Annotated in this window: 22 protein-coding genes and 1 riboswitch; of the genes, 13 read left to right on the top strand and 9 right to left on the bottom strand. The window is 70.0% G+C overall.

Going from position 1 to position 26,099, the window contains the following annotated elements:
• The first annotated feature begins 80 nt into the window (after positions 1-80).
• A complete protein-coding gene (locus tag JK364_RS47750) occupies positions 81-869 on the top strand; it encodes a VOC family protein (protein WP_201857714.1) in 789 nt (262 codons plus the stop codon).
• 228 nt (positions 870-1,097) lie between these two features.
• On the opposite strand, the gene JK364_RS47745 is transcribed toward JK364_RS47750, so the two are convergent.
• Positions 1,098-2,561 carry a DUF2079 domain-containing protein gene (locus tag JK364_RS47745; RefSeq protein WP_201857713.1) on the bottom strand — a complete coding sequence of 488 codons (1,464 nt, stop codon included), beginning with the start codon at positions 2,559-2,561 and terminating at the stop codon, positions 1,098-1,100.
• Positions 2,562-2,644: 83 nt separating this feature from the next.
• On the opposite strand from JK364_RS47745, the gene JK364_RS47740 reads away from it, so the two are divergent.
• The 3 genes from JK364_RS47740 (at position 2,645) to JK364_RS47730 (ending at position 5,125) form a co-directional block, all read left to right on the top strand.
• Positions 2,645-3,340 (top strand): HNH endonuclease family protein, encoded by a 696-nt coding sequence (locus JK364_RS47740; RefSeq protein WP_201857712.1) that lies wholly within the window; start codon positions 2,645-2,647, stop codon positions 3,338-3,340.
• A 148-nt stretch (positions 3,341-3,488) separates the two neighbouring features.
• Entirely contained in the window at positions 3,489-4,106 is a 618-nt protein-coding gene (locus tag JK364_RS47735; RefSeq protein ID WP_201857711.1) for a SurA N-terminal domain-containing protein, read from the top strand.
• Between the two features lie 14 nt (positions 4,107-4,120).
• Positions 4,121-5,125, top strand: a complete 1,005-nt coding sequence (locus JK364_RS47730; RefSeq protein WP_201857710.1) for a nucleoside triphosphate pyrophosphohydrolase — start codon at positions 4,121-4,123, stop codon at positions 5,123-5,125.
• Between the two features lie 103 nt (positions 5,126-5,228).
• Here JK364_RS47730 and JK364_RS47725 read toward each other — a convergent pair whose 3' ends face one another.
• From JK364_RS47725 to JK364_RS47695, 7 genes are all read right to left on the bottom strand, one after another.
• The gene (locus tag JK364_RS47725) at positions 5,229-6,602 is read right to left on the bottom strand and encodes a tryptophanase (protein ID WP_201857709.1); all 1,374 of its coding nucleotides are present in this window, start codon (positions 6,600-6,602) and stop codon (positions 5,229-5,231) included.
• A gap of 118 nt (positions 6,603-6,720) precedes the next feature.
• A complete protein-coding gene (locus tag JK364_RS47720; RefSeq protein ID WP_201857708.1) occupies positions 6,721-7,863 on the bottom strand; it encodes a tryptophan dimethylallyltransferase family protein in 1,143 nt (380 codons plus the stop codon).
• Positions 7,864-8,208: 345 nt separating this feature from the next.
• Complete coding sequence (locus JK364_RS47715) at positions 8,209-9,555, bottom strand: cytochrome P450 (protein WP_201857707.1); 1,347 nt, start codon at positions 9,553-9,555, stop codon at positions 8,209-8,211.
• Positions 9,556-9,564: 9 nt separating this feature from the next.
• Positions 9,565-10,155, bottom strand: coding sequence for a GTP-binding protein (locus tag JK364_RS47710; RefSeq protein ID WP_201857706.1), 591 nt, complete (start codon positions 10,153-10,155; stop codon positions 9,565-9,567).
• Positions 10,130-10,501 (bottom strand): DUF742 domain-containing protein, encoded by a 372-nt coding sequence (locus JK364_RS47705; RefSeq protein ID WP_201857705.1) that lies wholly within the window; start codon positions 10,499-10,501, stop codon positions 10,130-10,132. Before JK364_RS47705 ends, JK364_RS47710 begins: the two co-directional genes overlap by 26 nt.
• Positions 10,498-10,899: a roadblock/LC7 domain-containing protein gene (locus JK364_RS47700; protein ID WP_201857704.1), complete on the bottom strand. Its 402-nt coding sequence runs from the start codon at positions 10,897-10,899 to the stop codon at positions 10,498-10,500. Before JK364_RS47700 ends, JK364_RS47705 begins: the two co-directional genes overlap by 4 nt.
• Complete coding sequence (locus JK364_RS47695) at positions 10,896-12,038, bottom strand: sensor histidine kinase (protein WP_201857703.1); 1,143 nt, start codon at positions 12,036-12,038, stop codon at positions 10,896-10,898. The genes JK364_RS47700 and JK364_RS47695 overlap by 4 nt, the downstream gene beginning before the upstream one ends.
• 653 nt (positions 12,039-12,691) lie before the next feature.
• Here JK364_RS47695 and JK364_RS47690 point away from each other — a divergent pair.
• From JK364_RS47690 to JK364_RS47650, 9 genes are all read left to right on the top strand, one after another.
• The gene (locus JK364_RS47690) at positions 12,692-13,969 is read left to right on the top strand and encodes a cytochrome P450 family protein (protein WP_201857702.1); all 1,278 of its coding nucleotides are present in this window, start codon (positions 12,692-12,694) and stop codon (positions 13,967-13,969) included.
• A gap of 185 nt (positions 13,970-14,154) precedes the next feature.
• Positions 14,155-15,189, top strand: a complete 1,035-nt coding sequence (locus tag JK364_RS57830; RefSeq protein WP_201857701.1) for a LysM peptidoglycan-binding domain-containing protein — start codon at positions 14,155-14,157, stop codon at positions 15,187-15,189.
• 254 nt (positions 15,190-15,443) lie between these two features.
• Positions 15,444-15,611: riboswitch (cyclic di-AMP (ydaO/yuaA leader) on the top strand.
• A 7-nt stretch (positions 15,612-15,618) separates the two neighbouring features.
• Positions 15,619-16,326, top strand: a complete 708-nt coding sequence (locus JK364_RS47680) for a LysM peptidoglycan-binding domain-containing protein (protein ID WP_201857700.1) — start codon at positions 15,619-15,621, stop codon at positions 16,324-16,326.
• Between the two features lie 263 nt (positions 16,327-16,589).
• Positions 16,590-17,870, top strand: a complete 1,281-nt coding sequence (gene eno / locus JK364_RS47675) for a phosphopyruvate hydratase (protein WP_201857699.1) — start codon at positions 16,590-16,592, stop codon at positions 17,868-17,870.
• Between the two features lie 104 nt (positions 17,871-17,974).
• Complete coding sequence (locus JK364_RS47670; protein ID WP_201857698.1) at positions 17,975-18,457, top strand: FtsB family cell division protein; 483 nt, start codon at positions 17,975-17,977, stop codon at positions 18,455-18,457.
• A gap of 66 nt (positions 18,458-18,523) precedes the next feature.
• The gene (locus JK364_RS47665) at positions 18,524-19,072 is read left to right on the top strand and encodes a DUF501 domain-containing protein (protein WP_201857697.1); all 549 of its coding nucleotides are present in this window, start codon (positions 18,524-18,526) and stop codon (positions 19,070-19,072) included.
• Positions 19,069-20,073: a Ppx/GppA phosphatase family protein gene (locus tag JK364_RS47660; protein ID WP_201857696.1), complete on the top strand. Its 1,005-nt coding sequence runs from the start codon at positions 19,069-19,071 to the stop codon at positions 20,071-20,073. Before JK364_RS47665 ends, JK364_RS47660 begins: the two co-directional genes overlap by 4 nt.
• Positions 20,074-20,467: 394 nt before the next feature.
• Positions 20,468-21,847, top strand: a complete 1,380-nt coding sequence (locus JK364_RS47655) for an NAD(P)/FAD-dependent oxidoreductase (protein WP_201857695.1) — start codon at positions 20,468-20,470, stop codon at positions 21,845-21,847.
• Between the two features lie 232 nt (positions 21,848-22,079).
• Entirely contained in the window at positions 22,080-23,393 is a 1,314-nt protein-coding gene (locus tag JK364_RS47650; protein ID WP_201857694.1) for an SAM-dependent methyltransferase, read from the top strand.
• Between the two features lie 129 nt (positions 23,394-23,522).
• Here JK364_RS47650 and JK364_RS47645 read toward each other — a convergent pair whose 3' ends face one another.
• The gene (locus JK364_RS47645) at positions 23,523-26,063 is read right to left on the bottom strand and encodes an ABC transporter permease (protein WP_201857693.1); all 2,541 of its coding nucleotides are present in this window, start codon (positions 26,061-26,063) and stop codon (positions 23,523-23,525) included.
• Positions 26,064-26,099: the final 36 nt, after the last annotated feature.

The following is a 26,099-nucleotide window of genomic DNA, read 5'->3' as shown; positions in this document are numbered from 1 at the left end:
CCCCGCCGGAGGAGAATGGGCCATGGGGGCATCCCGTACCGGCCGGGCACGGCCGGAAGTGGCGATACGGAGGCGGCCCCATGCCCGAAGTCACGTCCTATCAGCCAGGAACGCCCTGCTGGATCGATCTGATGGTCCCCGACCAACAGGCCGCCCTGGACTTCTACTCCGGGCTGTTCGGCTGGGAGGGAGAGGTCGGCCCTCCGGAGGCCGGCGGCTATGCGACCTGGACCCTGCGGGGCAAGCCCGTCGCGGGGGTGATGTCCGCGCGGTCGGCGGGCGAGGAGGCCCCGCCGCCGACCGTCTGGACCACCTACTTCTGCTCCGCCGACGCCCAGGCCACCTCGGAGTCCATCAGCCGGGCCGGAGGCACCGTGCTGATGCCGGTCATGGATGTGATGGACCTCGGGCGGATGCTGGTGGCGGCCGACCCGCTGGGGGCCGTCTTCGGCGTCTGGCAGCCGCTCGGCTTCACCGGCGCGGGCCTGGTCAACGAGCCGGGCACGCTGATCTGGAACGAGCTCAACACCACCGACCGGGAGGCGGCTTCGGCCTTCTACGCGGAGGCGCTGGGCGCGGAGTCGACCCCCATGGAGGCCGAGGGCGCCGAGGGCTATTTCGCGCTCTCCGTCGACGGCCGTACGGTCGGCGGGCTCCAGCCGCTGCGGGAGGGGATACCGCCGGAGGTGCCCCCGCACTGGCTTGTCTACTTCGCCGTCGAGGACACCGACCGCATTTCGGCCAAAGTGTCAGCCGAGGGCGGGACGGTCCTCCGCCCGCCGTACGACATGGTCGCGGGCCGGATGTCGCTGGTGAAGGATCCGCAGGGGGCGCCGTTCGCCCTGATCGCCCCGAAGCCCATGGGCTGAGCCGCCGCGGAGCCCATGGGTTGAGCCCGCGCGGAGCCCCGGCCCGGCTTACCGGGTGTCCGCCGTGTGGAGGGGCGTCGCCCCTGGGCTCCGGGGTCTTGGGCGGAACCCCTGCCTTCGAGCCCCTCCGGCGTTTGAGGAGCGGGGTCTGGGGCGGAGCCCCAGTTGTGGGAAGGGGCGGGGAGGGGAAGGCAGCCCGCCGCAGGCGTCACGATCCGTCGGACACCCCTAGCCCCGCTTGAGGACGAAATAGCCGGACGTGGAGCCGAGAGGCGTGTACGAGCTGCCCGGGTGGAGCTGCCCGGCGTACTCGATCACCTGCCGCTCGGTGCGCTCCGGCGGCTCCTGGAGGGCTATGTAGTCCGGCTGTACGTCCCGGGTGGCGCCGACCCACAGCACCCGGCAGCGGCTGGTGAGCCGGCTTATCGGCCCGACGTTGGCCTCCACCGTCGCCCCGTCCGGGATCCGGTCCAGCAGTCGCTCCACCGCCCGCGTCTGCGGGGACTTGTCATACGTGGCGCCCTGGGTGAGGCCGTAGAGCGGCATGGAGGACGACAGCGCCAGGGCCGCGCCGCACACCGCGGCGGGCAGCTGACGGGCGTACGAGGCGAGCCAGGGCCGGTGGGTGTCGCGGACCCGGTCCAGGGCGTCCACCAGGGCCAGCAGGACGACCGGCATCAGCACCGCGCTGTAGTGCCAGTCCGTGCCCCAGTAGTGGTCGTCGTGGGAGAGGAAGCGCCAGCCGAGGGTGGGCACGGCGGCCAGCAGCAGCGGGGAGCGCAGCGCCAGCAGCCCGGTGGTCGGCAGCAGGATCCACAGCAGGGTGCGCAGCGCGGTGCCGAACGGGATCGTGCCGGTCTGGTCACCGCCGCTGCCGACCTTGTCCCAATAGTCGTACGAGCCCGCGCCGTTGAAGCCGGGGATGACCACGCCGAGCGCGAGCGCCGAGACCGCGACGCCGAAGCCCATCAGCGCGACGGCGAGCGGGACGGCGCGGGGGCCGCGCTCGGGGTCGCGCCGGGCGCGGATCCAGACGACCGCGCCGATCGCGGCCACCGTGGCGCCCATGTCCTCCTTGACGAAGACCAGCGGGGCGGCCCACAGCAGCGCCGGGTACCAGCGCCTGCGGATCACCGCCTCCAGGGAGAAGGCGATGAGCGGAACGGCGAAGCAGATCTCGTGGAAGTCGAAGTCCACGGCGCGCTGGAGGCCCCAGGACACCCCGTAGGCGATGCCGATCGCGAGCCCCCGGCCGCGCCCCAGCAGCAGGGTGGCGACGCGGGTGACGGGGACGGCGGAGACGGCGAACAGCGCCGCCTGCGCGACCAGCAGGGTGACCGGGCCGGGGAAGAGCCGGTAGACGGGGCCGAGCAGGGCCGTTATGGGGCTGAAGTGGTCGCCGAGGATATTGGCGCCGGGGCCCTTGAGATCGGCTATGGGGGCCCGGAAGTGCGCGTACGCCCGTATCGCCTGCTCGAAGATGCCCAGGTCCCAGGACATGGTGGCCATACGGCGGTAGCGGCAGACCGACAGTGCCGTGAAGGCGGCGAAGAGGGCGAGGGCCAGCCAGTACGGATCGGCCCGCGGCTGCCGCAGTACGCCTGCCCTCGCGAGAAGCCGGGTACGCCCCCTGAAGACGGCGGTCGCCCCCTCGGCGCCGGTGCCGGGCGGGGCGGTTGCGGCCGTGTCCATCCAGGGTCCTTATCGTGTGGGCGGTCTGTGCGAAAAGATACGCGAAGGGGGCGGGAAGGTTGCAGGGACGGTTTCGCATACCGATGCGAAGTTCCGCGGCGGTGCTGGTCGCGCTGCTGGCGGTCGGCGGCTGCAAGGCCGGTGACCAGGACGGCAAGGGCGCTGACAAGGGCGGGGGCGGGGGCGGGGGCGGTCCGAGTCGGCCCGCGGCGTCCGGCTCGGCCCTGGCGGCTGTGTCCTCGCTCACAGTCAAGGGCCGTGCGCCGAAGACGGGTTACGAGCGAAGCGAGTTCGGCAGCTCGTGGGTGGACACCGACGACAACGGCTGCGGGACCCGCGATGACATCCTCAAGCGCGACCTGAAGGACGTGAGGTTCCGCGACGGCCACTGCCTGGTCACCTCGGGCACGCTCACCGACGATCCGTACACCGGCCGCGATATCCGGTTCGTCCGGGGCCGCAGCAAGGTGGACATCGACCATGTGGTCGCGCTGTCGGACGCCTGGCAGAAGGGCGCCCGGAAGTGGGACCGGGACAAGCGCCTGGAGTTCGCCAACGATCCGCTCAATCTGATCGCCGTGGACGCCTCCGCCAACCGCCGTAAGGGCGACGGCGACGCGGCGACCTGGCTGCCGCCCAACAAGGCGTACCGCTGTGACTATGTGGCGCACCAGGTGGCGGTGAAGAAGACCTACGGGCTGTGGGTGACCGGGGCCGAGAAGACCGCGATGCGGCGGGTGTTGGGCGGCTGCCCCGGTACGAAGCTGCCCGCGCGCTAGCCTGCCGGGGCCGGGGGCGGCCAGGAGGCTGACCAAGACCGTGGTGAATCGTTGTCCAAGCAGTGGCCTAGGCCGCGCCGACTCCATACCATCGATCGATCAACGCCAGATCGTTTGTCGCGCCGCACGATCTCTGCCGGGAGGCTCAATGATCCGCCGCCGTACTGCGCTCACCGTCTCCGCCGCGTCCGCGCTGCTGCTCTCCGCGCCGCTGATCACCGCGTGCGGCGACGCCCCGCGGCCCGGTGCCGCGGCGGTCCTGGACGGTGGCCGGATCACCGTGTCCCAGCTCCAGGCGCAGGTCAAGGCCGTCCGCCAGGCTCAGGGCAGCGACCCGAAGGCGGCTCAGATGGTCGCGGGCAGCGGCCGGCTGAGCCAGGACACGCTGATCCGGATGATCCAGTTCCGGGTGATTGAGCGGGCCGGTAAGGACAACGGGATCAGCCTCAGCCGCCGCGAGGTCCAGCACGCCCGCTCCGCCGCCGAGCAGCAGAGCGGCGGGGCCACCGCCCTGCGCGCCCTGTATCTCCAGCAGGGCATCGCGCCCGGCGGGATCGACGAGGCGGTCCGGATGGACCTCACCCGCAACGCCCTGCTGCGCAAGCTGGGCACCTCCAAGGTCAACGAGGTGTTCACCCAGACCTCCAAGGCGCTCGACATCCGGGTGAACCCCCGCTACGGAAAGTGGGACAACACCCAGGGCACCGCCGTCCTGGCCAAGGAGGCCTGGCTGCGCACCTCCGGCGGTACCCCCGAGCGGGCGTAAGTTACGTTGCAAGGGTGACCGCACCCGACTCGCCCGTCCCCGCCGACGCCGCCGCCCCCACCGGGCGCATCGTCCTTCTCACCACCAGCCACCGGGTGGCGCCCGGACTGCTGTCCTGGCCCGCCTGGCAGGCGCTGCGCGGCGCCGACCGGGTGCTCTCCGGCGACCCGGACCATCCGCAGCTGCCCTATCTGCGGGACGCGGGCGTCGAGGTGGAGCCGGGCGCACCGGGCGCGCGCGAGCTGGTCGACTACTGCGTGGCGGAGGGCGGCCGCACGGCCGTCGTGATCACCTCAGCCGAGGGCGAGTCCGAGCTGACCGACGGGCTGGCGCGGCTGGCCGGATCCGGCCGCGAGGCGATGCCGGACCTGGAGCTGCTGCCCGGTTCCTACGATCTGCCGGGCGCGCGGCTGCTCGATCTGGTGCAGGTCATGGACCGGGTCCGCGCCGAGTGCCCGTGGAGCGGCACCCGGACCAACGAGGAGCTGGTGAAATACGGCATCGAGGAGGCGTACGAACTCGTCGAGGCCATCGAGGAGGGCGACCGCGAGGCGCTGCTCGAGGAGCTCGGCGATGTGCTGCTCCAGGTCGTCTTCCACGCCCGGATCGCCCAGGACGACCCCGAGCACCCGTTCTCGATCGACGATGTGGCGGGCGGCATCGTGGACAAGCTGATCCATCGCCATCCGCATGTCTTCGGCGACGAGGCCGCCGAGACCCCGGAGGACGTCCAGCGCCACTGGCTGCGGACCAAGGCGGCCGAGAAGCGGCGCGATTCGGTCACCGAAGGGGTACCGCTCGGTCAGCCCTCGCTCGCGCTGACCGCCAAGCTGGCCTCCCGCGCCCGGATGGCCGGGCTCGACGTGGCCCTGCCGGACGGGGCGGGCATCGGCTATGAGCTGCTGGCGCTCGCGGTGCGGGCCGAGGCGGACGGTGTGGACCCGGAGGCGGCGCTGCGCGCGGCGGCCCGCGCCTACCGCGACGCGATCCGGGCGGCGGAGGGGGCGGCGGGGCGCTGACGCGGGGGCTCCCCGGCGGCGGGCCATGGCCCGGGTCACCAGGTCGACGAGGGCCCGGCACCGGTGGCGTCCGGTGCCGGGCCCTCGTACGGCCGTGCCGCGGTCAGCCCCTGATGGGCACCGGCTCCAGCGTGGCGCGGAAGTGGCGCAGGATCGGGGACTGATCGGTGATCCGGAAGCCGTACACCTGGTCCGCGTTCTTGGCGATCTTCGCGAGCGTCTCGCCCACGTGGTCGTAGTGGCTGCGGGTGTAGACCCGGCGCGGCAGGGCGAGCCTGACCAGCTCGTACGGCGCGCTCTTGATCGGGTTGCCGTGCTCGTCCTCCTCACCCAGGTAGAGCGACCCCAGCTCGGCCGAGCGGATGCCGCCCTCCAGGTAGAGCTGGCAGGCCAGGGCGTGGCCGGGGTAGCGGTGCGGCGCGATGTGCGGCAGCAACCGCCCGGCGTTGAGGTAGAGCGCGTGCATGCCCGGCGGCTCGACGATGTCCACGCCCGCGGCGCGGACCCGGTGGGCGAGGTGGGAGGCGATCTCGGCGCGCTCGGCGAGATAGGTCGGCTCGGTGACCTCGGTCAGCCCCTGCGCCATCATGTCGAGGTCGCGTCCGGCCAGACCGCCGTAGGTCGCGAACCCCTCGGTGGCGATGAGGAGCAGCTCGCACTTCTGGGCGAGCTCCGGGTCGTTGGTGCCGATGAAGCCGCCGATGTGGACGATGCCGTCCTTCTTGGCGCTCATCATGCAGCCGTCCGCCAGGCGGAACGCCTCCTCCGCGACCTGCCGGGGGGTGCGGTCGCGGTAGCCCTGCTCATGGCGGGTGACCAGCCAGGCGTTCTCGGCGAACCGGGCGGCGTCCAGGAAGAGCGGCACCCCGTGCTGACGGCACAGGGCGGCCGTCCGCTTGAGGTTCTCCATGGCGACGGGCTGACCGCCGCCGCCGTTGTTGGTGATGGTCATGACGACCACGGCGACCCGGGAGCCGTCGGGCCCGGACAGCGTCCGGGCGAGCGCGTCCAGGTCGATGTTGCCCTTGAACGGGTCGGTGCTGTCGAGGTTCTTGGCCTCGGGGCACGGCAGGTCGCGCGCCTCGGCGCCGTTCAGCTCGACATTGGCCCGGGTGGTGTCGAAGTGGGTGTTCGACAGCACGAGGTCGCCGCGCTCCAGCAGGGTGGTGAACAGCACGCGCTCGGCGGCGCGCCCCTGGTGGGCGGGGAGGATGTGGGCGTAGCCGGTGAGCTCGGTGACCGTCTCGTGGAAGCGGTAGAACGAGCGGGAGCCCGAGTAGGACTCGTCGCCCGCCATCCCCGCGGCGAGCTGGGCGGCGGACAGCGCCCCGGTGCCCGAGTCGGTGAGCAGGTCGATGGTCACCTCTTCGGCGCGCAGGTCGAAGAGGTTGTAGTTGACACGCTTCAGCGCCGCTTCGCGCTGCTGTCGTGTGGTGACGGGTATCGGTTCGACAACCTTGATCCTGTACGGCTCCACGCTGCCCCTGCTCCTGTCTGTTCGTCGTTCGGTGTTTCGGCGTGCTCGGTGTGCTCGGCGTGCGGTGTCCCGGAGTTCGGCGTCCCGGTGTGCTCGGTGCTCGGTGTCCCGGCGGAGTTCAGAGCCGGGCCCGCACCCGGTCACGGGTGGGGACCGTCTCCAGGGGCGGCCGGGTCTGGTACGCCTCGGAGGAGACGTAGACGGTCACCCGCTGCGGCCGGCCGCGCTGGTGGACCAGGGCCAGATAGGCGATCAGGCCCACGCCGTCGCCGAGGGGACGCGGGCTCACGGCGGCCAGCGCCCGGTCGAGGGCTGCGCTGTCCATGTCATTGCTGCGCAACACGGCCACGGCCCGCTCCCGCGCCTCGCCGTCGTGCCTGACGTAGCCGCGGACGGGTACGTGGAGCGTGTATCCGCTGGGCAGCCCGGTCGCCGTCTCCGTGAAGGAGTGGCAGGTGAGGGCGGGGCGCCCGGTGAGCCGGTCGGGGTCCTCGTCGTCGGTGAGGTCCCCGGCGGGGAAGTCACCGACGGTGCGGAAGAACTCCTCCAGCCCCTCCCGGCCCGGTGCTGGGGTCATCCGGGGCAGGGAGCCCGCCTCGGCGGGGGACATCCCGGGGTGTTTGAGATAGACCTTCACCCGCGGGGCGTCCCAGTCGCCGAGGTCCAGGGCGAAGAACGGGAAGCCCTCCGCCCGGGGCAGCGAGTCGAACGCCTGCCGATGGCCCAGCCGCGCCAGCGCCTCGCGGACCGTCTCGGCGGCCCGGTCGGCGCCGTTCGCCGAGGGGTTGAGGTAGACCTTGACCCCGGGGACGCCGCCGGGGCGGAGCTCCAGGGCGCACCACAGGGCCAACGGGCCCTCGGGGGACGGGGGGAGGAACAGTTCCTCGATCCGGTCGAGCTGGTCGGTCGAGAATCCCCAGCGGTCCGCCATGGCGTGAATCGACCGCAGACCGGCCCGGCCGTTCTCCGCCAGGTCGTCCCCGCTGGAGCAGCCCGGCTCCACCAGTACTCGCAGGTCCGGGCGCTGGCCCGGCAGGAAGGCCAGGGAGAACTCGACGGGGCTGTGGTCGTCGGAGAGAAAGGTGTGCGACGGGGGCGGCAGCGCCAGCGGCCGTCCGGCAGCGGCCCCCAGACTCTCGATTAGCACCCCCGTGTACGCGGCCGTATCGGCCTCGCTCAGCCCCGCCACGTGGCACAGCCGGGTCAGCTGGCCCGTGGCGAGGTCACCGAGCAGTGCCTCACCCGAACGGAGACCGTTCATCGAACCTCCCGCTGAATCGAGAGGAACGGCTGTTTTGGTTTAGGCGGCGGGGATACCCGGTGTTCCGGTACCACGAGAAGATACCCGCCCCGGGGGGCGGGTATCTGGGCTCCCATCGCGTGTGCTTCCGCGAAATTAGGGTAGGTGTTCGATTGGCCGCAGGGGTGGGGGTGCGGTCGGGATATGAGTGAAACCGCTGATCGTCGACCGACAGTGATGTCGCCGGCGGCGGGAGACCTCACGACAGCTCCTCTTAGATTTTGGCCAACATAAATTGCGCAACACTGCCTACCCGTTCAATTGAACATTCATGCGGTATGAAATGGGTTCCCGATGTGACCTAGATCACTGTCGCCACCATGAGAGGAACGAACTCCACAAGCCGCCCTTCTCCTGCTTATTCTGGGCGTGGGCGCGATGGTCGCCCGTGGGGATCTGTTGCTGCGTAACGGGCTGTTTATCCGTACGTATCGGAGTGAATCGGGCAGGCAGTGCGGTCAGCCCTCGGTTGAAGGGGCCGGGGCGCCAGGTCAGGCTCGACTCGGGCACCGCGAGCTCGATGTCCGGCAGCTTGTTGAGCAGCTTCTCGATGGCCACCACGCCGATCAGCTGAGCGGTGTCCTTGGCCGGGCAGGCGTGCGGACCGGCGCTCCATGCCAGGTGAGCGCGCTTGCTGAGCTGCTGCCGGGAGGCGGACAGCGCGGGGTCGCTGTTCGCGGCCGCGATGGAGACCATCACCAGATCGCCCGCCCGCAGCCGGGTCCCGGCGAAGTCCACATCGGTAACCGGGTAATGCGGAGCGTAATTGGCCATCGGCGGACTGTTCCACAGCACATCGTCGAGGGCGTCCTCGACCAGCAGCCCGGCCCCCGCGTACCGCTCATCCGAGAGCAGTAGCAGCAGCGCGTTGGCGATGAGATTCCGCTGCGGCTCGGCACCGGAACCCAGCAGCAGCACCAGCTGATGAGCCATTTCCTCATCATTCAGCTGGGCATGGTGCTGCATAAGCCAGGAGGTGACATCGTCACCGGGCTGCTTGCGCTTCAATGCGACGAGTTCGCCGACGCTCTGGCCGAGCACCTCGTTCGCCTTCTCCGCATTGATTCCGTCGAAAATACCGGAGATACCGAAGATGACCCGGTCACCGATCTCCGCCGGGCAACCGAAAAGCTCATTGAAAACAAACAGCGGCAGCAGTTTGGCATAATCGTTGAGCAGATCGGCCGAGCCGCGGGAGAGGAACTGGTCCATCAGATAGTCCGCGACGCGTTCGACATGGCGGCTCAGTCGATGCGTGTCCACCTGGGCCAGGCTGTCGGTCACCGCCTGACGCAGCCGCATATGCTCGGCGCCGTCGGTGAACATGCAGTTCGGCCGGTACTCCAGCAACGGGACGACCGGATTGTCCCGGGAGACCTTGCCCTCGTTGTATTCACGCCAGCGGCGCGAGTCCTTCCGGAAGGTGTCCGGGTTCTGCAGCAGCTGGAGCGCCGCCGAGTAGTCCGTGACCAGTGTGGCGTCGACGCCCGGGGAGAGTTCCACCGGCGCGGTCGGGCCGTACGAGCGCATGTAGGTGTAGTAGGCACCCGGATCGGCGGCGAACTCCGTCCCGTACAGCGGCACCCGCTTGCCACTGCCATGGGCGGGGCAGCCGGGTGGTGGCACCGCCGGAAAATCCGATTGCATGTTCATCAGGTGCTCCTAGCGGGTACGTTCCTGTAGGTAACGGACAAGCGTTATCAGCGCGTTGGCCGATGACTTCTCGTCACGTGCGTCACAGGTGACGATCGGGGTCTCGGGCAGCAGGTCGAGCGCCTCGCGCAATTCGTTGTCGGGGCGGGCCGGCGTGCCGTCGAAGTGGTTGACGGAAATCGCATAGGGCAGTCCGTAGTGCTCCACCAGGTCGATCACCGGGAAGGATTCCTTGAGCCGTTCCGGATCGACGAGGATCAGTGCCCCGAGAGCGCCTCGGGTCATGTCCTCCCACACCTGGACGAAGCGCTCCTGTCCGGGCGTGCCGAAGAGATACAGGACAAGTCTGTCGCTGAGCGTGAGCCGGCCGAAGTCCATGGCCACGGTGGTCGTGGTCTTGCCCCGGGTGCCCATGAGGTCGTCGATATGGGCTCCGGCCTGAGTCATCCGCTCCTCGGTGCGCAGCGGAGGAATCTCGGACATGGTGCCGATGAACGTCGTCTTTCCGACCGCGAAATGCCCCACGACCAGGATCTTGGCCGCGATCTGCACCGCTTCGTTCAGATAGACGTCCTCATCCGAAACGGGCCTGGAGCCCATCCAGCACCTCCTGAAGGAGCGAAACGTCGACAAGCTGCGCGGGAGGCGCGGGTGCGCGGGTGATGAGGTATCCGTCCGAGGAGAGATCGGACAGCAGGACCTTCACGATGCCGATCGGAAGTCCCATGTGTCCGGCTATCTCCGCGACCGAGAGATATCCACCCGAGCACAGCTCCAGGAGCCCGCGCTTCTCCGGGTCAAGATGGCTGGGGGGTCTCTCCTCGGAGGCGGTGACCAGCGTGATCAAGTTGAACTGGTCGTTCTCCGGAAGCCCTCGACCGTTGGTGATGACGTACGGTCGCACTAACTGAGCGGATTCGGGCTCCTGCTCGCCGGGTGCCCTCATGCCTGAATTCCGGTGTTTTCGCGAGGTGGTGTGGTCAGCGCCTTGCCGAGCTGCCCGACAAGCTGCTGCATCCGGAAGGTGATGTCGGCCATGTCGACATCCGGCGCCGAGGAGACCGCCAGATACGCGCCCTCACCCGCGGAGATGAGGAAGACCCAGCCACCGTCGAACTCGACCAGGGTCTGGCGCCATGTCATATGGGTGCCACCACAGAAGCCGGCCATGGTGCGGCTCAGCGACTGGATGCCGCTCATCGCCGCCGCGACGGTGTCGGCCTCGTCCTTTTTGACCTCTTGAGAACGGGCCATCAGCAGACCGTCGGCGGAAACCAGGATCGCATGACGAGCCCCTGGTACTTCCAGGGCGCTCTCAAGCATCCATGACAGGTCGTTGTTCACTGAGGATCATGCCCTTCCCTGTTCGGGGTTGCTGCTGAGCGGCCGGACTGAGTGCCGCGCTGGAACGCGCCCATGATCGATGCGGTTTCCTCGCTCGTCCGGGCGGCGGCATTGGCGTCCGCTCTCGGGACGATGGAAATCGCGCCCTTACGGCGACGCTTGGGCAGACCCCCGGCGGTGGCACCGCTCACGGTGGAACTGGCCACGGTGGAACCGCTCGGCTCCGGCTGCTCGGCCGCGGGGGGAGCGTGGGTCGTCGGCTGCTCTTCCGGCTCGGGCATATTGGTCAGAAGGTCCTCGGGGAGAAGCACGACCGCGCGTACACCACCGTAGGGAGAGGCCGAATCGACGGACACCGTGAAGCCGTAGCGCGCGGCGAGCACACCGATCACCGCGAAACCGAACTGCGGCGGATTGCCCAGTCCCGTTACACCGGTGGCGTGCGTGGCCGAGAGCAGCTTGTCCGCCCGGTTCTTCTCCTCCTCGTTCATACCGACACCGGCGTCGTCGATGATGACGCAGACGCCCTTGGGGACGGTGCGAATGGTGATGTCGATCGGCGAGTCGGGAGCGGAGTAACTGGTCGCGTTGTCCAAAAGCTCGGCCAGCGCCAGCGCGACCGGTTCCACGGCCCGGCTCACCAGGGCGAAGTTGCTCTGCGAGCGAATCTCCACCCGGGTGTAGTGACGGATGCGGCCCTTGGCGCTGCGCACCACGTCGTACACCGAGGCGACGGCTCGCTGCCGGCCCAGCCAGCCGTCACAGAGCACCGCGATGGACTGGGCACGCCGACCGAACTGCGAGTTCATATGGTCGATCTCCAGGAGGTCCTGGAGAAGCTGGTGCTCGCCGTACTTCTCCTGTGTCTTGGAGAGGGCCAGCTGCTGCTCGTTGGCGAGACCCTGAAGGGTCCGCATGGCGGACTTCAGCGCGCTCTTGGTGGCCTCTTCGGCGCGGTTGTGGGCCTCCTGCACCGCCTCGGCGTAATTGTTCTCGAGGTCGGCCGCGCGTTTCTCTAGCTCCGCCTGCTCCTGGCGCAGATTCGCTCGCGTCTTTCGCCCGCGGATAATGGCGGCTGCGGCGAGAGGCGTGCCAGCGATCAGGGCCCAGAGTGCTGGATCCTGTAGATATTGCGTCATTGAGACTCTCTTTAAACGACTAGACCGCCAGGGACTTTAGGGAGGTGTGGTGCGTTATGCGTCTGGAATGTTCGGGGCGGCGGTAAGTCAGCGCCCGTACGGCGCCCGCGGGTTCCGGGGACATCGCACTCGTCTTGCCGACGGCAGCGCACAGGAGTCGGTGCGCCGGAACGGCTCCGTATGCCCGACTGGCGGCATAATGCTCCTCAGAGTGGGGATCCTCTCGGCGTGATGTGCCGGATCGCCGTGTGTCTTACGCGCCCTTGGCTCGCCTGGCAAGCGCGGTGATCGTATCACCGGTATCACTGGGCCCCGTGCATGTGCCCCAGTCCCATTCGTTCACCTGACGACGTTTCAGCCACACCGCCAGTTCACCGCGTTGACCGACGTCAGGGCATGTCCCGGGGGTTCGTATCGGGGCGGCGCGGGCATCCGCCGAACGGCGGTCCCAGCCATCAGATATCCGGGCATTCGACCCCGGCTGTGTGTGGGTGGTGAAGGGTGTGTGGAGATGAATGGGGAATTCCGCTAGACATTCATCCCGGTCATAACTCTCTTATTCTTTTTGTTCTGCTTATTCCCTTATTTCTCTTGTCTGTCGTTACTTCCGGCGGACCGGGGGCCGGGCGGCCGCGCGCCGGTATCGTCGGGGGGTGTCGGAACAGCCCCGTGACAGCCCCGCTCCCACCCTCTTCACCTGGGAGTTCGCCAGCGATCCCTATCCGGCGTACGCCTGGCTACGCGAACACGCCCCGGTGCACCGGACCACGCTGCCCAGCGGTGTGGACGCCTGGCTGGTGACCCGGTACGCCGATGCCAGGAGGGCGCTGGCCGATCCCCGGCTCTCGAAGAACCCTCAGCGGCACAGTGCGGCGGCCCACGCCAAGGGCAAGGTCGGCATCCCGGGCGAACGGCGCGCCGAGCTGATGACACATCTGCTCAATATCGACCCTCCCGACCACACCCGGCTCCGGCGGCTGGTGTCGAAGGCGTTCACCCCGCGCCGGGTGGCCGCGTTCGCCCCCCGGGTGCGGGCCCTCACCGATCAGCTCATCGACGCCCTCGAAGAGAGGGGAGAGGCGGATCTCATCCATGAGTTCGCCTTCCCCCTCCCCATCTACGCCATCTGCGATCTGCTCGGGGTGCCGCGCGAGGACCAGGACGACTTCCGGGACTGGGCCGGCGCGATGATCCGGCACGGCGGCGGCCCGCGCGGCGGAGTGGCCCGCGCCGTGAAGAGGATCCGGGCGTATCTCGGCGAGCTGATCCACCGCAAGCGGCTGGAGCTCGCCGAGCGCGGGGAAGAAGAGGACGGGGAGGATCTGATCTCCGGCCTGATCCGGGCCAGCGACCACGGTGAGCACCTCACCGAGAACGAGGCCGCGGCCATGGCCTTCATCCTTCTCTTCGCCGGCTTCGAGACGACCGTCAATCTCATCGGCAACGGCGTCTACGCGCTGCTGCGCCATCCGGAGCAGCGCGCCCTCATGCAGCGGGCCCTGGAAGAAGGGGACGAGCGGCTGCTCGCCGCCGGGGTCGAGGAGCTGCTCCGCTATGACGGACCCGTGGAGATCGCCACCTGGCGGTTCGCCACCGAGCCGCTCACCCTCGCCGGGCAGCGCATCGCCGAGGGGGAGCCGGTGCTGGTGGTGCTCGCCGCGGCCGACCGGGACCCCGAGCGGTTCGCGGAGCCGGACGTCCTCGATCTCACCCGCCGGGACAACCAGCACCTCGGCTACGGCCACGGCATCCACTACTGTCTGGGCGCCCCGCTGGCCCGGCTGGAGGCCCAGACCGCGATCGCCACCCTGCTGCGGCGGCTCCCCGGGCTGCGGCTCACGGAGGATCCGGACGATCTGCGGTGGCGCGGCGGGCTCATCATGCGCGGGCTGCGCACCCTCCCGGTGACCTGGAATTCCGCGGACGGCTGAAGCCCCCGAAAGGGGCGGCTGAGCCCCCCAAGGCCCGTACGGCCGGACATACGTGACGAATGATCAGCCGTGTGACCTTGGCGTGACCTGGGATACATCGCCTTGTGATGATCGAGTGCCCTCGCTATGTTCACCGGCAAACCCTGTCGCCATAGCGCCATAGCGCCATAGGAGAGGTCAATCGCATGCGTTCCGGTAATGGTCGACACCGTCGCCCCCGTCAGGCCCCGGCCATCATCGTCGCGGCGGGGGTCACGGGAGCGGGCCTCGCCATCCCCCTCTTCGGGGCGACCGGCGCACAGGCCGCCCAGACCGCCACATGGGATCACGTCGCCGAGTGCGAGAGCGGCGGTATGTGGAGCGCCAACGAGGGCAACGGCTTCTACGGTGGGCTCCAGCTGACCCTCGACATGTGGAAGAAGTACGGCGGCACGGAGTACGCCCCGCGCCCCGACCTCGCCAGCCGCTCCCAGCAGATATCCGTCGCCGAGGCGATCCTCGGCGACCGCGGCCCCGACGCCTGGCCGAGCTGTGCGCTGGGCGCCGGGCTCACCGACGGCGGCGGCGCCCCCGATGTGGACCCCGGCAGCACGGCCGACTCGGACCCGGGGGCGGGCCGCGACGGGGGCGACCCCGGGGACCGGGGGCGGGACGGCTCCTCCTCGGACGAGGACCGCTCGGGGACATCCGACAAGGCCGACAAGCCGGATGCGTCGGATGAGTCGGATGCGTCAGGGCCGGCCGAGGGGCCGGACGCGCCCCACACCTCCAAGTCCCCCGACGGCCTTGACGGCTCCGCTTCGGACGGCCCGGCATCGGACGACCCGGACTCGGGCAGCCCCTCGGACCCGGACGGTCCCTCGGCGTCGGACGGCTCCAAGAGCCCCTCGGCGGACCCCTCCGCCGACCCGGCGCCCTCCGGCCGCCACCGCGGTTCCCCGGGCGCGGGGGAGCGGGCCGGCGACGGCGACGCGGGGAGTGCGCGGCCCTCCGGGCGCCATGCCTCGCGCGGCGCCTCGGACCGCGACGAGGGCTCCACGGACTCCACGGCCGACGATTACACCGTTCGCCCCGGTGACAGCCTGTCAGGGATCGCCGAGCACCAGAATGTGTCCCGCGGTTGGGAAGGGCTCTACGAAACCAACGAGGACCTCATCGGGATCGACCCCGATCTGATCATCCCTGGTCAGCGACTTGACCTCACCATCAGGGAGCAGTGATTCGGGGGGAATTGCCCGATCTGGACCCGGTGAGACATACATCTCGTCACATTTTCCGGGGCGCACCTCGTGTCCGATCTCTCCTCACCCGGCCCCACCTGCGCCGATGTGGGCCGGGTGAGATCAATTACAGCCCCAATCACTGCGCTTGGGGTGTTTGAACGTTCTTGGAAGGTGTGTTTACCGTCTTTCCGCTCGCCACCGCGGGCACCGTCGATCGTCACGCCGAATCCTGCCGGCGGTCGGGGGGAACCGACGCGTCAGCGCCGAAGGCAGGAGCGGGGGACCCAAGGTAGGTGCCGAGTGGCCTGTGGACACGGGCTTGTCGGCTTGGGGTGAAGCCGGGAGCGACCATCGCGACCGGCCGGGCAACTCACGTCCGAACCCGACAGCTCACCTCGTAGGCGTCGGTGAGGAAACGAACCAAAGATGCTCAAGTCCAACGGGAAGCACCGCCGCCCCTCCAAGGCCACCCGTATCGCCGCGCTCACCGGTCTCGCCGGTGCCGCCGTGGCGGCACCGCTCCTCGGGGCGACCTCCGCCTCCGCGGCCACCACCTCGCAGTGGGACCAGGTCGCGCAGTGCGAGGCCGGTGGCAACTGGTCGATCAACACCGGCAACGGCTACTTCGGCGGCCTGCAGTTCTCGAGCTCCACCTGGGCCGCCTACGGCGGCACGGCCTACGCCTCCACCGCGGACAAGGCCAGCAAGGCCCAGCAGATCCAGATCGCCGAGAAGGTCCTGGGCAGCCAGGGCAAGGGCGCCTGGCCGGTCTGCGGCAAGGGCCTGACCTCCGGCGGCAGCCCGTCCGCCCCGTCCGCCCCGTCCGCGCCCTCCGGCTCGCAGGACCAGTCCTCGGCGACCACCAAGTCGGCCCCGGCCGCCCAGCCGGCCCAGCCGAAGGCCGAGCCGAAGGCGCAGCCGCGCACCGCGCCCGAGCACGCCACGCGGCAGCAGACCCGTGGCCCGGTCAAGAAGGGTGACGGCGAGTACAAGGTCAAGTCCGGCGACACTCTCGGCAAGATCGCCAAGGCCCATGACGTCAAGGGCGGCTGGGAGAAGCTCTTCAAGCTGAACAAGGACATCGTGGAGCAGGCCGACCTGATCTTCCCGGGCCAGCAGCTGCACCTCCGCTGAGCCCCGGCCACGGCCACGGCCACGGCCACGGCCCTGGCCCAGGCCTGAGGCCGGCCCCCTGAGAACGAGCCCCGGCCGGGTGCGCCGCCCCTATGGCGCGCCCTGCCGGGGCTTTCCCCATGCATAAGAAATCTGGATTTTTGATCCAGAATCTGGCTTTTTGTGTCGCGCCCCCGTCTCGTGGGGCGGGCGAACGCGGGGCGCAGCCCTCCCGGCCCGTTAGGCTCGTGCTGCTACCGCAGACCCATACGAAGGAGAACCTCGTGCCGTCCATCGACGTCGTCGTAGCTCGCGAGATCCTCGACTCGCGAGGCAACCCCACGGTCGAGGTCGAGGTTGGCCTCGACGACGGCAGCACCGGCCGTGCCGCCGTGCCGTCCGGCGCCTCCACCGGCGCCTTCGAGGCCCTCGAGCTCCGTGACGGCGACAAGAACCGCTACAACGGCAAGGGCGTGGAGAAGGCCGTCCTCGCCGTGATCGAGCAGATCGGCCCCGAGCTGGTCGGCTATGACGCCACCGAGCAGCGGCTGATCGACCAGGCGATGTTCGACCTGGACGCCACCCCGGACAAGTCCTCGCTCGGTGCCAACGCGATCCTCGGGGTCTCCCTCGCCGTCGCGCACGCCGCCTCCGAGGCGTCCGACCTCCCCCTCTTCCGTTACCTCGGCGGCCCGAACGCCCATCTGCTGCCGGTGCCGATGATGAACATCCTCAACGGCGGGTCGCACGCCGACTCCAATGTGGACATCCAGGAGTTCATGATCGCGCCCGTGGGCGCGGAATCCTTCTCCGAGGCCCTGCGCTGGGGCGCCGAGGTCTACCACACCCTGAAGGGCGTGCTGAAGGAGCGCGGCCTGTCCACCGGCCTCGGCGACGAGGGCGGTTTCGCGCCGAACCTCGGCTCCAACCGCGAGGCCCTCGACCTGATCCTCGAGGCGGTCAAGAAGGCCGGCTACCAGCCGGGCCAGGACATCGCGCTCGCGCTGGACGTCGCCGCCTCCGAGTTCTACAAGGACGGCGCGTACCAGTTCGAGGGCCAGTCCCGCTCCGCCGCCGAGATGACCTCGTACTACGCCGAGCTGGTCGCCGCGTACCCGCTGGTCTCCATCGAGGACCCGCTGAACGAGGAGGACTGGGACGGCTGGAAGACCATCACCGAGCAGCTCGGCGACAAGGTCCAGCTGGTCGGCGACGACCTCTTCGTCACCAACCCCGAGCGGCTGTCCCGCGGTATCGACAGCGACACCGCGAACGCCCTGCTGGTCAAGGTCAACCAGATCGGCTCGCTGACCGAGACCCTCGACGCGGTCGAGCTGGCCCAGCGCAGCGGCTACAAGTGCATGATGTCGCACCGCTCCGGTGAGACCGAGGACGTCACCATCGCCGACCTGGCCGTCGCCACCAACTGCGGCCAGATCAAGACCGGCGCCCCGGCCCGCTCCGAGCGGGTGGCCAAGTACAACCAGCTGCTGCGCATCGAGGAGATCCTCGACGACGCCGCGGTGTACGCGGGCCGTTCCGCCTTCCCGCGCTTCAAGGGCTGAGCGGACACGTCTGACGCCCGTCCCCGGCCCCGGTCCCGTACCGTGGCCGGGGACGGCGTCGCTCGACGGCGTTGTCCAAGCGAAGTCATCACCGGGGAGGCGACGTGCCGGCGGATCGGGAACGGTTCTCCACCGCGACCAGGCTCAAGGCGCTCGGCGAGCACGCCGCCGCCCGGGTCTACCGCGTGCGCACCAAGCGCCGCCGTGGCCGGCTGACCGGCCGGGCCGCCCTGCTCGCGCTGGTCGTCTGCTCCCTCGTCGTGGCGCTCGCCTATCCGATGCGGCAGTACATCTCCCAGCGCTCCGACATCGCCGAGCAGCGGCACGAGGCCCAGCGGGCCCGCGAGGACGTGAAGAAGCTGCGGGAGCGGAAGGCCCGGCTGCGCGACCCCGCCTACACCGAGCAGCAAGCCCGGGAGCGGCTGCACTTCCTGAAGCCGGGCGAGACCGGCTACAGCGTGGTGGACGGCGCCGGCTCCACCGAGCACTCCACCGACCAGGGCGCGGCCGGCCGCCCCTGGTACACCAACCTCTGGGACGCCGTGGACACGGCGGACGCGGCGGGGGCGGGCAGCGCGCGCCGCTGAGGCGCCGCACTCCGGCCGCCGGACGCACCCGATGACGAATCGAAACGAAGAAGAACTTTCCCACTCATGGATACGCCCCCGCCCCAGACGGAGCCCACCGCGCCCACCGACGCGGACATCCACGCCGTACGGGAGCAGCTGAACCGGGTGCCCCGGGGCCTGCGCGCCATCGCGCACCGCTGCCCCTGCGGCAATCCGGACGTCGTGGAGACCGCGCCGCGGCTCGAGGACGGTACGCCCTTCCCCACCCTCTACTACCTGACCTGTCCGCGCGCCGCGTCCGCGATCGGCACGCTGGAGGCCGAGGGCGTGATGAAGGAGATGACGGCCCGGCTGGGCACCGACCCCGAGCTGGCCGCCGCCTACCGCGCCGCCCACGAGGACTACATCGCGCGCCGTGACGCCGTCGAGGTGCTCCAGGGCTTCCCCAGCGCGGGCGGGATGCCGGACCGGGTGAAGTGCCTGCATGTGCTGGTCGCCCACTCCCTCGCGGCCGGCCCCGGGGTCAATCCGCTGGGGGACGAGGCGATCGCGATGCTGCCGGAGTGGTGGCGCAAGGGCCCGTGTGTGAGCCCCCGCGGGACCGATGACCCGAGCCGGGAGGAGAGCGCATGACCCGCGTCGCCGCCGTGGACTGCGGCACCAACTCGATCCGGCTCCTGGTGGCGGACGCCGATCCGGCCACCGGGGAGCTGGTCGAGCTCGACCGCCGGATGAAGATCGTCCGGCTGGGCCAGGGCGTGGACCGCACGGGCCGGCTCGCCCCCGAGGCGCTGGAGCGCACCTTCGCCGCCTGCCGCGAGTACGCGGAGGTCGTCCGTGAGCTGGGCGCCGAGCGCGTCCGCTTCGTGGCCACCTCCGCCTCCCGCGACGCCGAGAACCGCGCGGAGTTCGTGCGCGGGGTCGTGGAGATCCTGGGGGTGGAGCCCGAGGTGATCACCGGGGACCAGGAGGCGGAGTTCTCCTTCACCGGGGCCACCAAGGAGCTCACCGGCCATGATCATGTGGCCGGGCCGTATCTGGTGGTGGACATCGGCGGCGGTTCGACGGAGTTCGTCGAGGGCGGCGAGGGTGGCGGGGGCGTCGAGGGCGGCGAGGGTGGCGGGGGCGGCGATGGGGTGCGGGCGGCCCGCAGCGTGGACATCGGCTGTGTGCGGCTGACCGAGCGCCATCTGGTGGTGGACGGCCGGATCACCGACCCCCCGACGGAGGATCAGATCGCCGCCATAAGGGCCGATGTGGAGCGGGCGCTGGACCTGGCCGAGGAGACCGTGCCGCTCAGCCGCGCCTGCCGTCCCGCGGACGGCCACGCGCTGGTCGGTCTCGCCGGTTCGGTCACCACCGTGGCCGGGATCGCGCTGGGTCTGAAGGAGTACGACTCCTCCGCGATCCACCACTCCCGGATCACCCTCGGCCAGGTGCGCGCGATCACGGGCAAGCTGCTCGGCGCCGGCCACGCCGAGCGGGCGGAGATCCCGGTGATGCACCCGGGACGGGTCGATGTGATCGGCGCGGGGGCGCTCATCCTGCTTTCGATCATGGAAAGGACCGGCGCCGAGGAGGTCGTGGTGAGTGAGCACGACATCCTCGACGGGATCGCCTGGAGCATCGCCTGAGCGGGCGGGACAACGCATGAGCGGCCGCGGAACCCCCTTCGGAGGCCCTCCGCGAGCCGCCTCCGAGAAAGTTCGTGAAACTCTTCACATGAAAAAGGCGCCTGGTGGCCGCCCGATGCGGCGCTCTGGGGCGGTTTCGGCGGCCGGGCCCCGTAACTGACCGGATCGTGAGGTGTCAGGGCGGTGTTCGGTGCCTCCGCGCGGACCGCCTGGTCTACTCCCGCGTTCAGTCACAAGCCCTGTTCAGAGGGGTGGGAACGTCTCGATTCAGCCAATGGTTCCGTCACGCGGGTATGGCGTCCAGCACCGGGGCGGCGGAGTGTAGCAGATACTCCCACCATGCTTGTGAAGGGGCTCACGAGGTCCCCCCTCGGGGGTGCTGGATACTCGAATCATGAGCACCACGGAGCGTCCCAGGATCCTCGTTGTAGGCGGTGGGTACGTTGGCTTGTACGCGGCGCGCCGCATTCTGAAGAAGATGCGGTACGGCGAGGCGACCGTCACGGTCGTCGACCCTCGCTCGTACATGACGTACCAACCCTTCCTCCCCGAAGCTGCGGCCGGCAGCATCTCCCCGCGCCACGTCGTGGTTCCGCTGCGGCGCGTGCTCCCCAAGGCGGAGGTCCTCACCGGCCGAGTGTCGACCATCGACCAGGACCGCAAGGTCGCCGTCATCCAGCCGCTCGTCGGTGAGACGTACGAGCTGCCCTTCGACTACCTGGTCGTCGCCCTCGGCGCGGTCTCCCGCACCTTCCCGATCCCCGGTCTCGCCGAGAACGGTATCGGTATGAAGGGCATAGAGGAGGCCATCGGCCTGCGCAACCACGTCCTCGAGCAGCTCGACAAGGCCGACTCCACCACGGACGAGGAGATCCGCCGCAAGGCGCTCACCTTCGTCTTCGTCGGCGGCGGCTTCGCCGGCGCGGAGACCATCGGCGAGGTCGAGGACATGGCCCGTGACGCGGCCAAGTACTACCCGAACGTGAAGCGCGAGGACATGCGCTTCGTCCTCGTCGACGCCGCCGACAAGATCCTCCCCGAGGTCGGCCCGAAGCTGGGCAAGTGGGGTCTGGAGCACCTGCAGAAGCGCGGTATCGAGGTCTACCTCGAGACCTCGATGAACTCCTGCGTCGACGGCCATGTCGTCCTCAAGAACGGCCTCGAGGTCGACTCCAACACCATCGTGTGGACCGCGGGCGTCAAGCCCAACCCGGCGCTGGCCCGGTTCGGCCTCCCGCTCGGCCCGCGCGGCCATGTGGACACCGCCCCGACCCTCCAGGCCCAGGGCAGCGACTACATCTGGGCCGCCGGTGACAACGCCCAGGTCCCGGACCTCGCCACCGGCGAGGGCGCCTGGTGCCCGCCGAACGCCCAGCACGCGCTGCGCCAGGCCAAGGTCCTCGGCGACAACGTGATCTCCGGTATGCGGGGCTTCCCGCAGAAGGAGTACAAGCACGCCAACAAGGGCGCCGTCGCGGGTCTGGGCCTCCACAAGGGCGTCGCGATGATCGTCTTCGGCAAGATGAAGATCAAGCTGAAGGGCCGCCTGGCCTGGTACATGCACCGTGGCTACCACGGCATGGCCATGCCGACCTTCAACCGCAAGATCCGGGTGCTCGCCGACTGGACGCTGGGGATGTTCCTCAAGCGCGAGGTCGTCTCGCTCGGCGCCATCGAGAACCCCCGCGAGGAGTTCTACGAGGCCGCCTCCCCGGTCAGCGCCGCCACCGCGGCCAAGCCGGCGGTCCCCGCCGAGAAGGCCAAGGCGTCCTGACCACACGGGCCCGACCGGCCCGAACATACGGGCCCGCCCCGTACAACTGAACGCCGAGGGCGTCCGCCATCCGTGGGGCGGACGCCCTTACGTCTGCCCTCGGACGCCCTCCGATGGCCCGCTTTTGAAGCTGTTTTGCCGATTCCAGACGTGTCGGCGGGACTGTACGGCGGGTTCCGTGGTGTTTACGTGGTGAGTGAATCTTCCTGACTCGCCATCACGGAGGTGCGAAATGGCCGACGCCGCTGGGCGGATCGCCACCCTGGCCGAGGAGGTGCTGGGAACCCCGCTCCCGATCCGCGTCCGCGCCTGGGACCACAGCGAGGCCGGTCCGCCCGGCGCGCCCATCCTGATCATCCGGCGCCGCCGGGCGCTGCGCAGGATCCTGTGGCGGCCGGGCGAGCTGGGCCTGGCCCGCGCCTGGGTCGCCGGGGACCTCGATGTCGAGGGCGATCTGTACGACGCCCTGGACCGGCTGTCCGGGCTGCTGTGGGAGCGCGGCCCCGCCACCGCGCCGCGGTCCCGGCTCCGCACCGGCGTCCAGGCGCTGCGCGACCCCGGGCTGCGCACCGCCGCCCGGGAGATGATCGCGCTCGCCGGGCCGGGGCTGCCGCCGCCCCCGCCCCGCGAGGAGGCCCGGACCACTCTCGGTTCGCTGCACTCCCTGCGCCGCGACCGTAAGGCCATCAGCCACCACTACGACGTCGGCAACGACTTCTACGAGCTGGTGCTGGGCCCCTCGATGGTCTACTCCTGCGCCTACTGGGACCGAGCGGACTCCACGCTGGAGGAGGCCCAGCGCGCCAAGCTGGACCTGGTCTGCCGCAAGCTGGCGCTCGAGCCCGGTCAGCGGCTGCTGGACGTGGGGTGCGGCTGGGGCTCGATGGTGCTGCACGCGGCGCGCGAGTACGGGGTGCGCGCCGTCGGCGTCACGCTCTCCGAGGAGCAGGCGGCCTACGCCCGCAAGCGCATCGCGGACGCCGGGCTCACCGACCAGGTGGAGATCCGGGTCCAGGACTACCGCGAGGTTCCGGACGGGCCCTACGACGCCATCTCCTCGATCGGCATGGCCGAGCATGTGGGCGCCGTGCGCTACGCCGAGTACACCGCCATCCTGCACGGGCTGCTGCGGCCCGGCGGGCGGCTGCTCAACCACCAGATCGCCCGGCGCCCCCAGCCGGACGAAGAGGCGTACCACGTGGACGAGTTCATCGACCGCTATGTCTTCCCCGACGGTGAGCTCGCCCCGGTCGGCCGGACCGTGGCCCAGCTGGAGGAGGCGGGCTTCGAGGTGCGCGATGTGGAGGCGATCCGTGAGCACTACGCGCTCACGCTGCGCCGCTGGGTCGCCAACCTGGAGCGGTCCTGGCCCCAGGCCGTACGGCTGACCTCCCCGGGCCGGGCCCGGGTCTGGCAGCTCTACATGGCGGCCTCCGCCCTCTCCTTCGAGCGCAACCGGATCGGGGTCAACCAGGTCCTGGCCGTCCGCACCCCCGAGGGCGGGGCCTCGGGGCTTCCGCTGCGCGCCCGCGACTGGCGCGGCTGAACGCGGCACCGGCGCGGCTGAACGCTGCTGAAACAGGCCGAAACGCGGACGTCCCCGCCCGCCCCGGAGAGGGGCGGACGGGGACGTCCCGGGTCCGGGTCGCCGCTGCTCGGCTACTCGGCTACTCGGCTATTCGGCCTTGATGGCGGCCAGCATGTTGAGCTTGGAGGCCCGCCGGGCCGGCCACAGCGCCGCGATCGCGCCCACGAACGCGGCCATCAGCAGGAAGAGACCCATCCGGGCCCACGGCAGCACCAGCTCGTAGCTCGGCAGCTCGGTGGCGATCAGCTCACCGACCGCCCAGCCGAAGAAGACGCCGAGGCCGAGGCCGAGCACCCCGCCGAAGAGCGAGATGACCAGCGACTCCAGCCGCACCATCCGCTTGACGCCGCCCCGGTCCAGGCCGATCGCCCGCAGCATGCCGATCTCCTTGGACCGCTCGAAGACCGACATCGCCAGGGTGTTGATGACACCGAGCACCGCGACGATCACGGCCATGGCGAGCAGCCCGTAGAGCATGTTCAGCATCAGGGTGAAGGCCGAGGCGATCTCGTCGGAGGTGTCCTGCTTGTTCTGGATCTTGATCGCCGGGTTCTCGCCGAGCGTCTTCTTCAGCAGGTCCTTGTTGTTCTCCGTCGCGCCGCCCTTGGTCTTCAGCATCACCTGGAAGTCGGCGACGGTGGCCATGTGCGGGGTGACCGTGGCGTTGTCGACCATGACACCGCGGATCATCTGGTTGCCCTCGAAGACACCGCCCACGGTCAGCTTGCCGCTGCGGCCGTCCTCGTAGGTCACCGGGATGGTGGAGCCGACCTTCCAGTGGTGCTCGTCGGCGATCTTGTCGTCGATGAGGGCCTTGGTGCCCCCGAGCGCGGCGAACGAGCCCTCGGTGAAGTCCACGTTCACCAGGTCCTTGATGGCCTTCGGGTCGACGCCGGTCAGGGAGTCGGAGTCGCCGGCGACCCGCGCCGGGGAGGACCGCAGCGCGCTGATCGAGGTGACATCGGGCAGCTTCGCCAGGGTCTTGGACACCTCGGGCGACAGAGGCATCCCGCCGGTCCCGCCCATGCTGACGACGTAGTCGGACTTCAGCCCGTCGGCCGCCATCTTGTCGATCCCCTTCTGCATGGATCCCGCGATCACCGTCATACCGGTGATCAGGGTGAGACCCACCATCAGGGCGGAGGCGGTGGCGGCGGTGCGGCGCGGGTTGCGCACCGCGTTCTGCCGGGCCAGCTTGCCGGGCATCCCGAAGATCCGCAGCACCGGGGAGGCGGCCGCGATCAGCGGCCGGGACAGCAGCGGGGTGAGCACGAAGACGCCGATCACCAGGACGACCGCGCCGAACGACATCGGGCCCTGGCCGTCGCTGCCCATGCCCGCACCGGCCACCACCAGCGCGGTACCACCGGCGGCGAGGATCGCGCCGATGGTGTTGCGGACCACCAGACCGCGGGTGGACGGCGCGGAGTGCACGCTGTTCATCGCGGCGACCGGCGGGATCTTGGCGGCGCGGCGGCCGGGCAGCCAGGCGGAGAGCACGGTCACCACGACGCCCACGAGCACCGAGACCAGCACGGTGGTCGGCGCGACGACCAGCGGACCGTCCGGGACCTTGGCCCCGGTGGAGTTGAGCACCGAGCGCAGCGCGGCGCCGATGCCGACACCGGCGATGAGGCCCACCACGGCCGCGATGGCGCCCACGACGGTGGCCTCGATCAGCACCGAGCGGGTGACCTGACGGCGGGTCGCGCCCACCGCGCGCATCAGGGCGAGCTCCCTGGTGCGCTGGGCGACCAGCATGGAGAAGGTGTTGACGATGATGAAGATGCCGACGAAGAGCGCGATCCCGGCGAACACCAGCATCGCGGTCTGCAGGCTGCTCATGCCGTCTTCGATCGCCTTGGCCTGGTCCTTGGCGAGCTTCTTGGCGGTGTCGGCCTTGGCCTGCTCGGGCAGGACCTTGTCGATCGACGACTTCAGGGTGGCCTGCGAGGTGCCCGCGGCGGCCTTCACATCGATCTCGTCGAACTGCCCCGGCTTGCCCATCAGCCGCTGCGCGGTGGCCGTGTCGTACAGCGCGAGGGTGCCGCCCGCCGCGACATTGCCGTCGTCGGTGGTGAAGACGCCGACGACCTTCTCGGTGCGCACCGGGCCGTTGACGGACACCCGGATGGAGTCCCCGGCCTTGTAGTGGCCGCGCTCGGCGGTCCTGGAGTCGAGCGCGACCTCGCCCGTGGCCTTGGGGGCGCGGCCCTCGGTCATCGTGTACCGGGCGTCCTTGCCGTCGGCGCCCGGGTAGTAGTTGCCGCCGCGGTTGGAGAAGCCGCCGCCGATCAGGTCGCCCTTCTTGTCGGCGAGGGCGGAGTAGCCCTGCACCACGCCGTAGGCGGAGTCGGCGCCGGGCACCTTGGACGCCTGGTCCAGCAGCTGCTGGCTCAGCCGGGGCGCGTCACCGGGGTTGGCGGAGTCGTCGTCCTTCTTGTCGGGGGTGATGGCGACGTCGACGCCCTGGAAGCCCTTCTGGGAGCTCTTCTGGTAGGCGTCGGAGATGGTGTTGGTGAAGACCAGGGTGCCGGCGACGAAGGCCACGCCGAGCATCACGGCGAGCACGGTCATCAGCAACCGGGCCTTGTGCGCAAGCACATTGCGCAGGGCTGTACGGAGCATGGGGTGTCAGTCCTGAAGGGTGGAGTGGGCGAGTGC

This window comes from Streptomyces endocoffeicus, from assembly GCF_016741935.1.
In the GTDB taxonomy this organism is placed as follows: domain Bacteria; phylum Actinomycetota; class Actinomycetes; order Streptomycetales; family Streptomycetaceae; genus Streptomyces; species Streptomyces endocoffeicus.
Note: the sequence above shows the minus strand (reverse complement) of the source record. Positions and strands in the feature narration are given on the sequence as shown.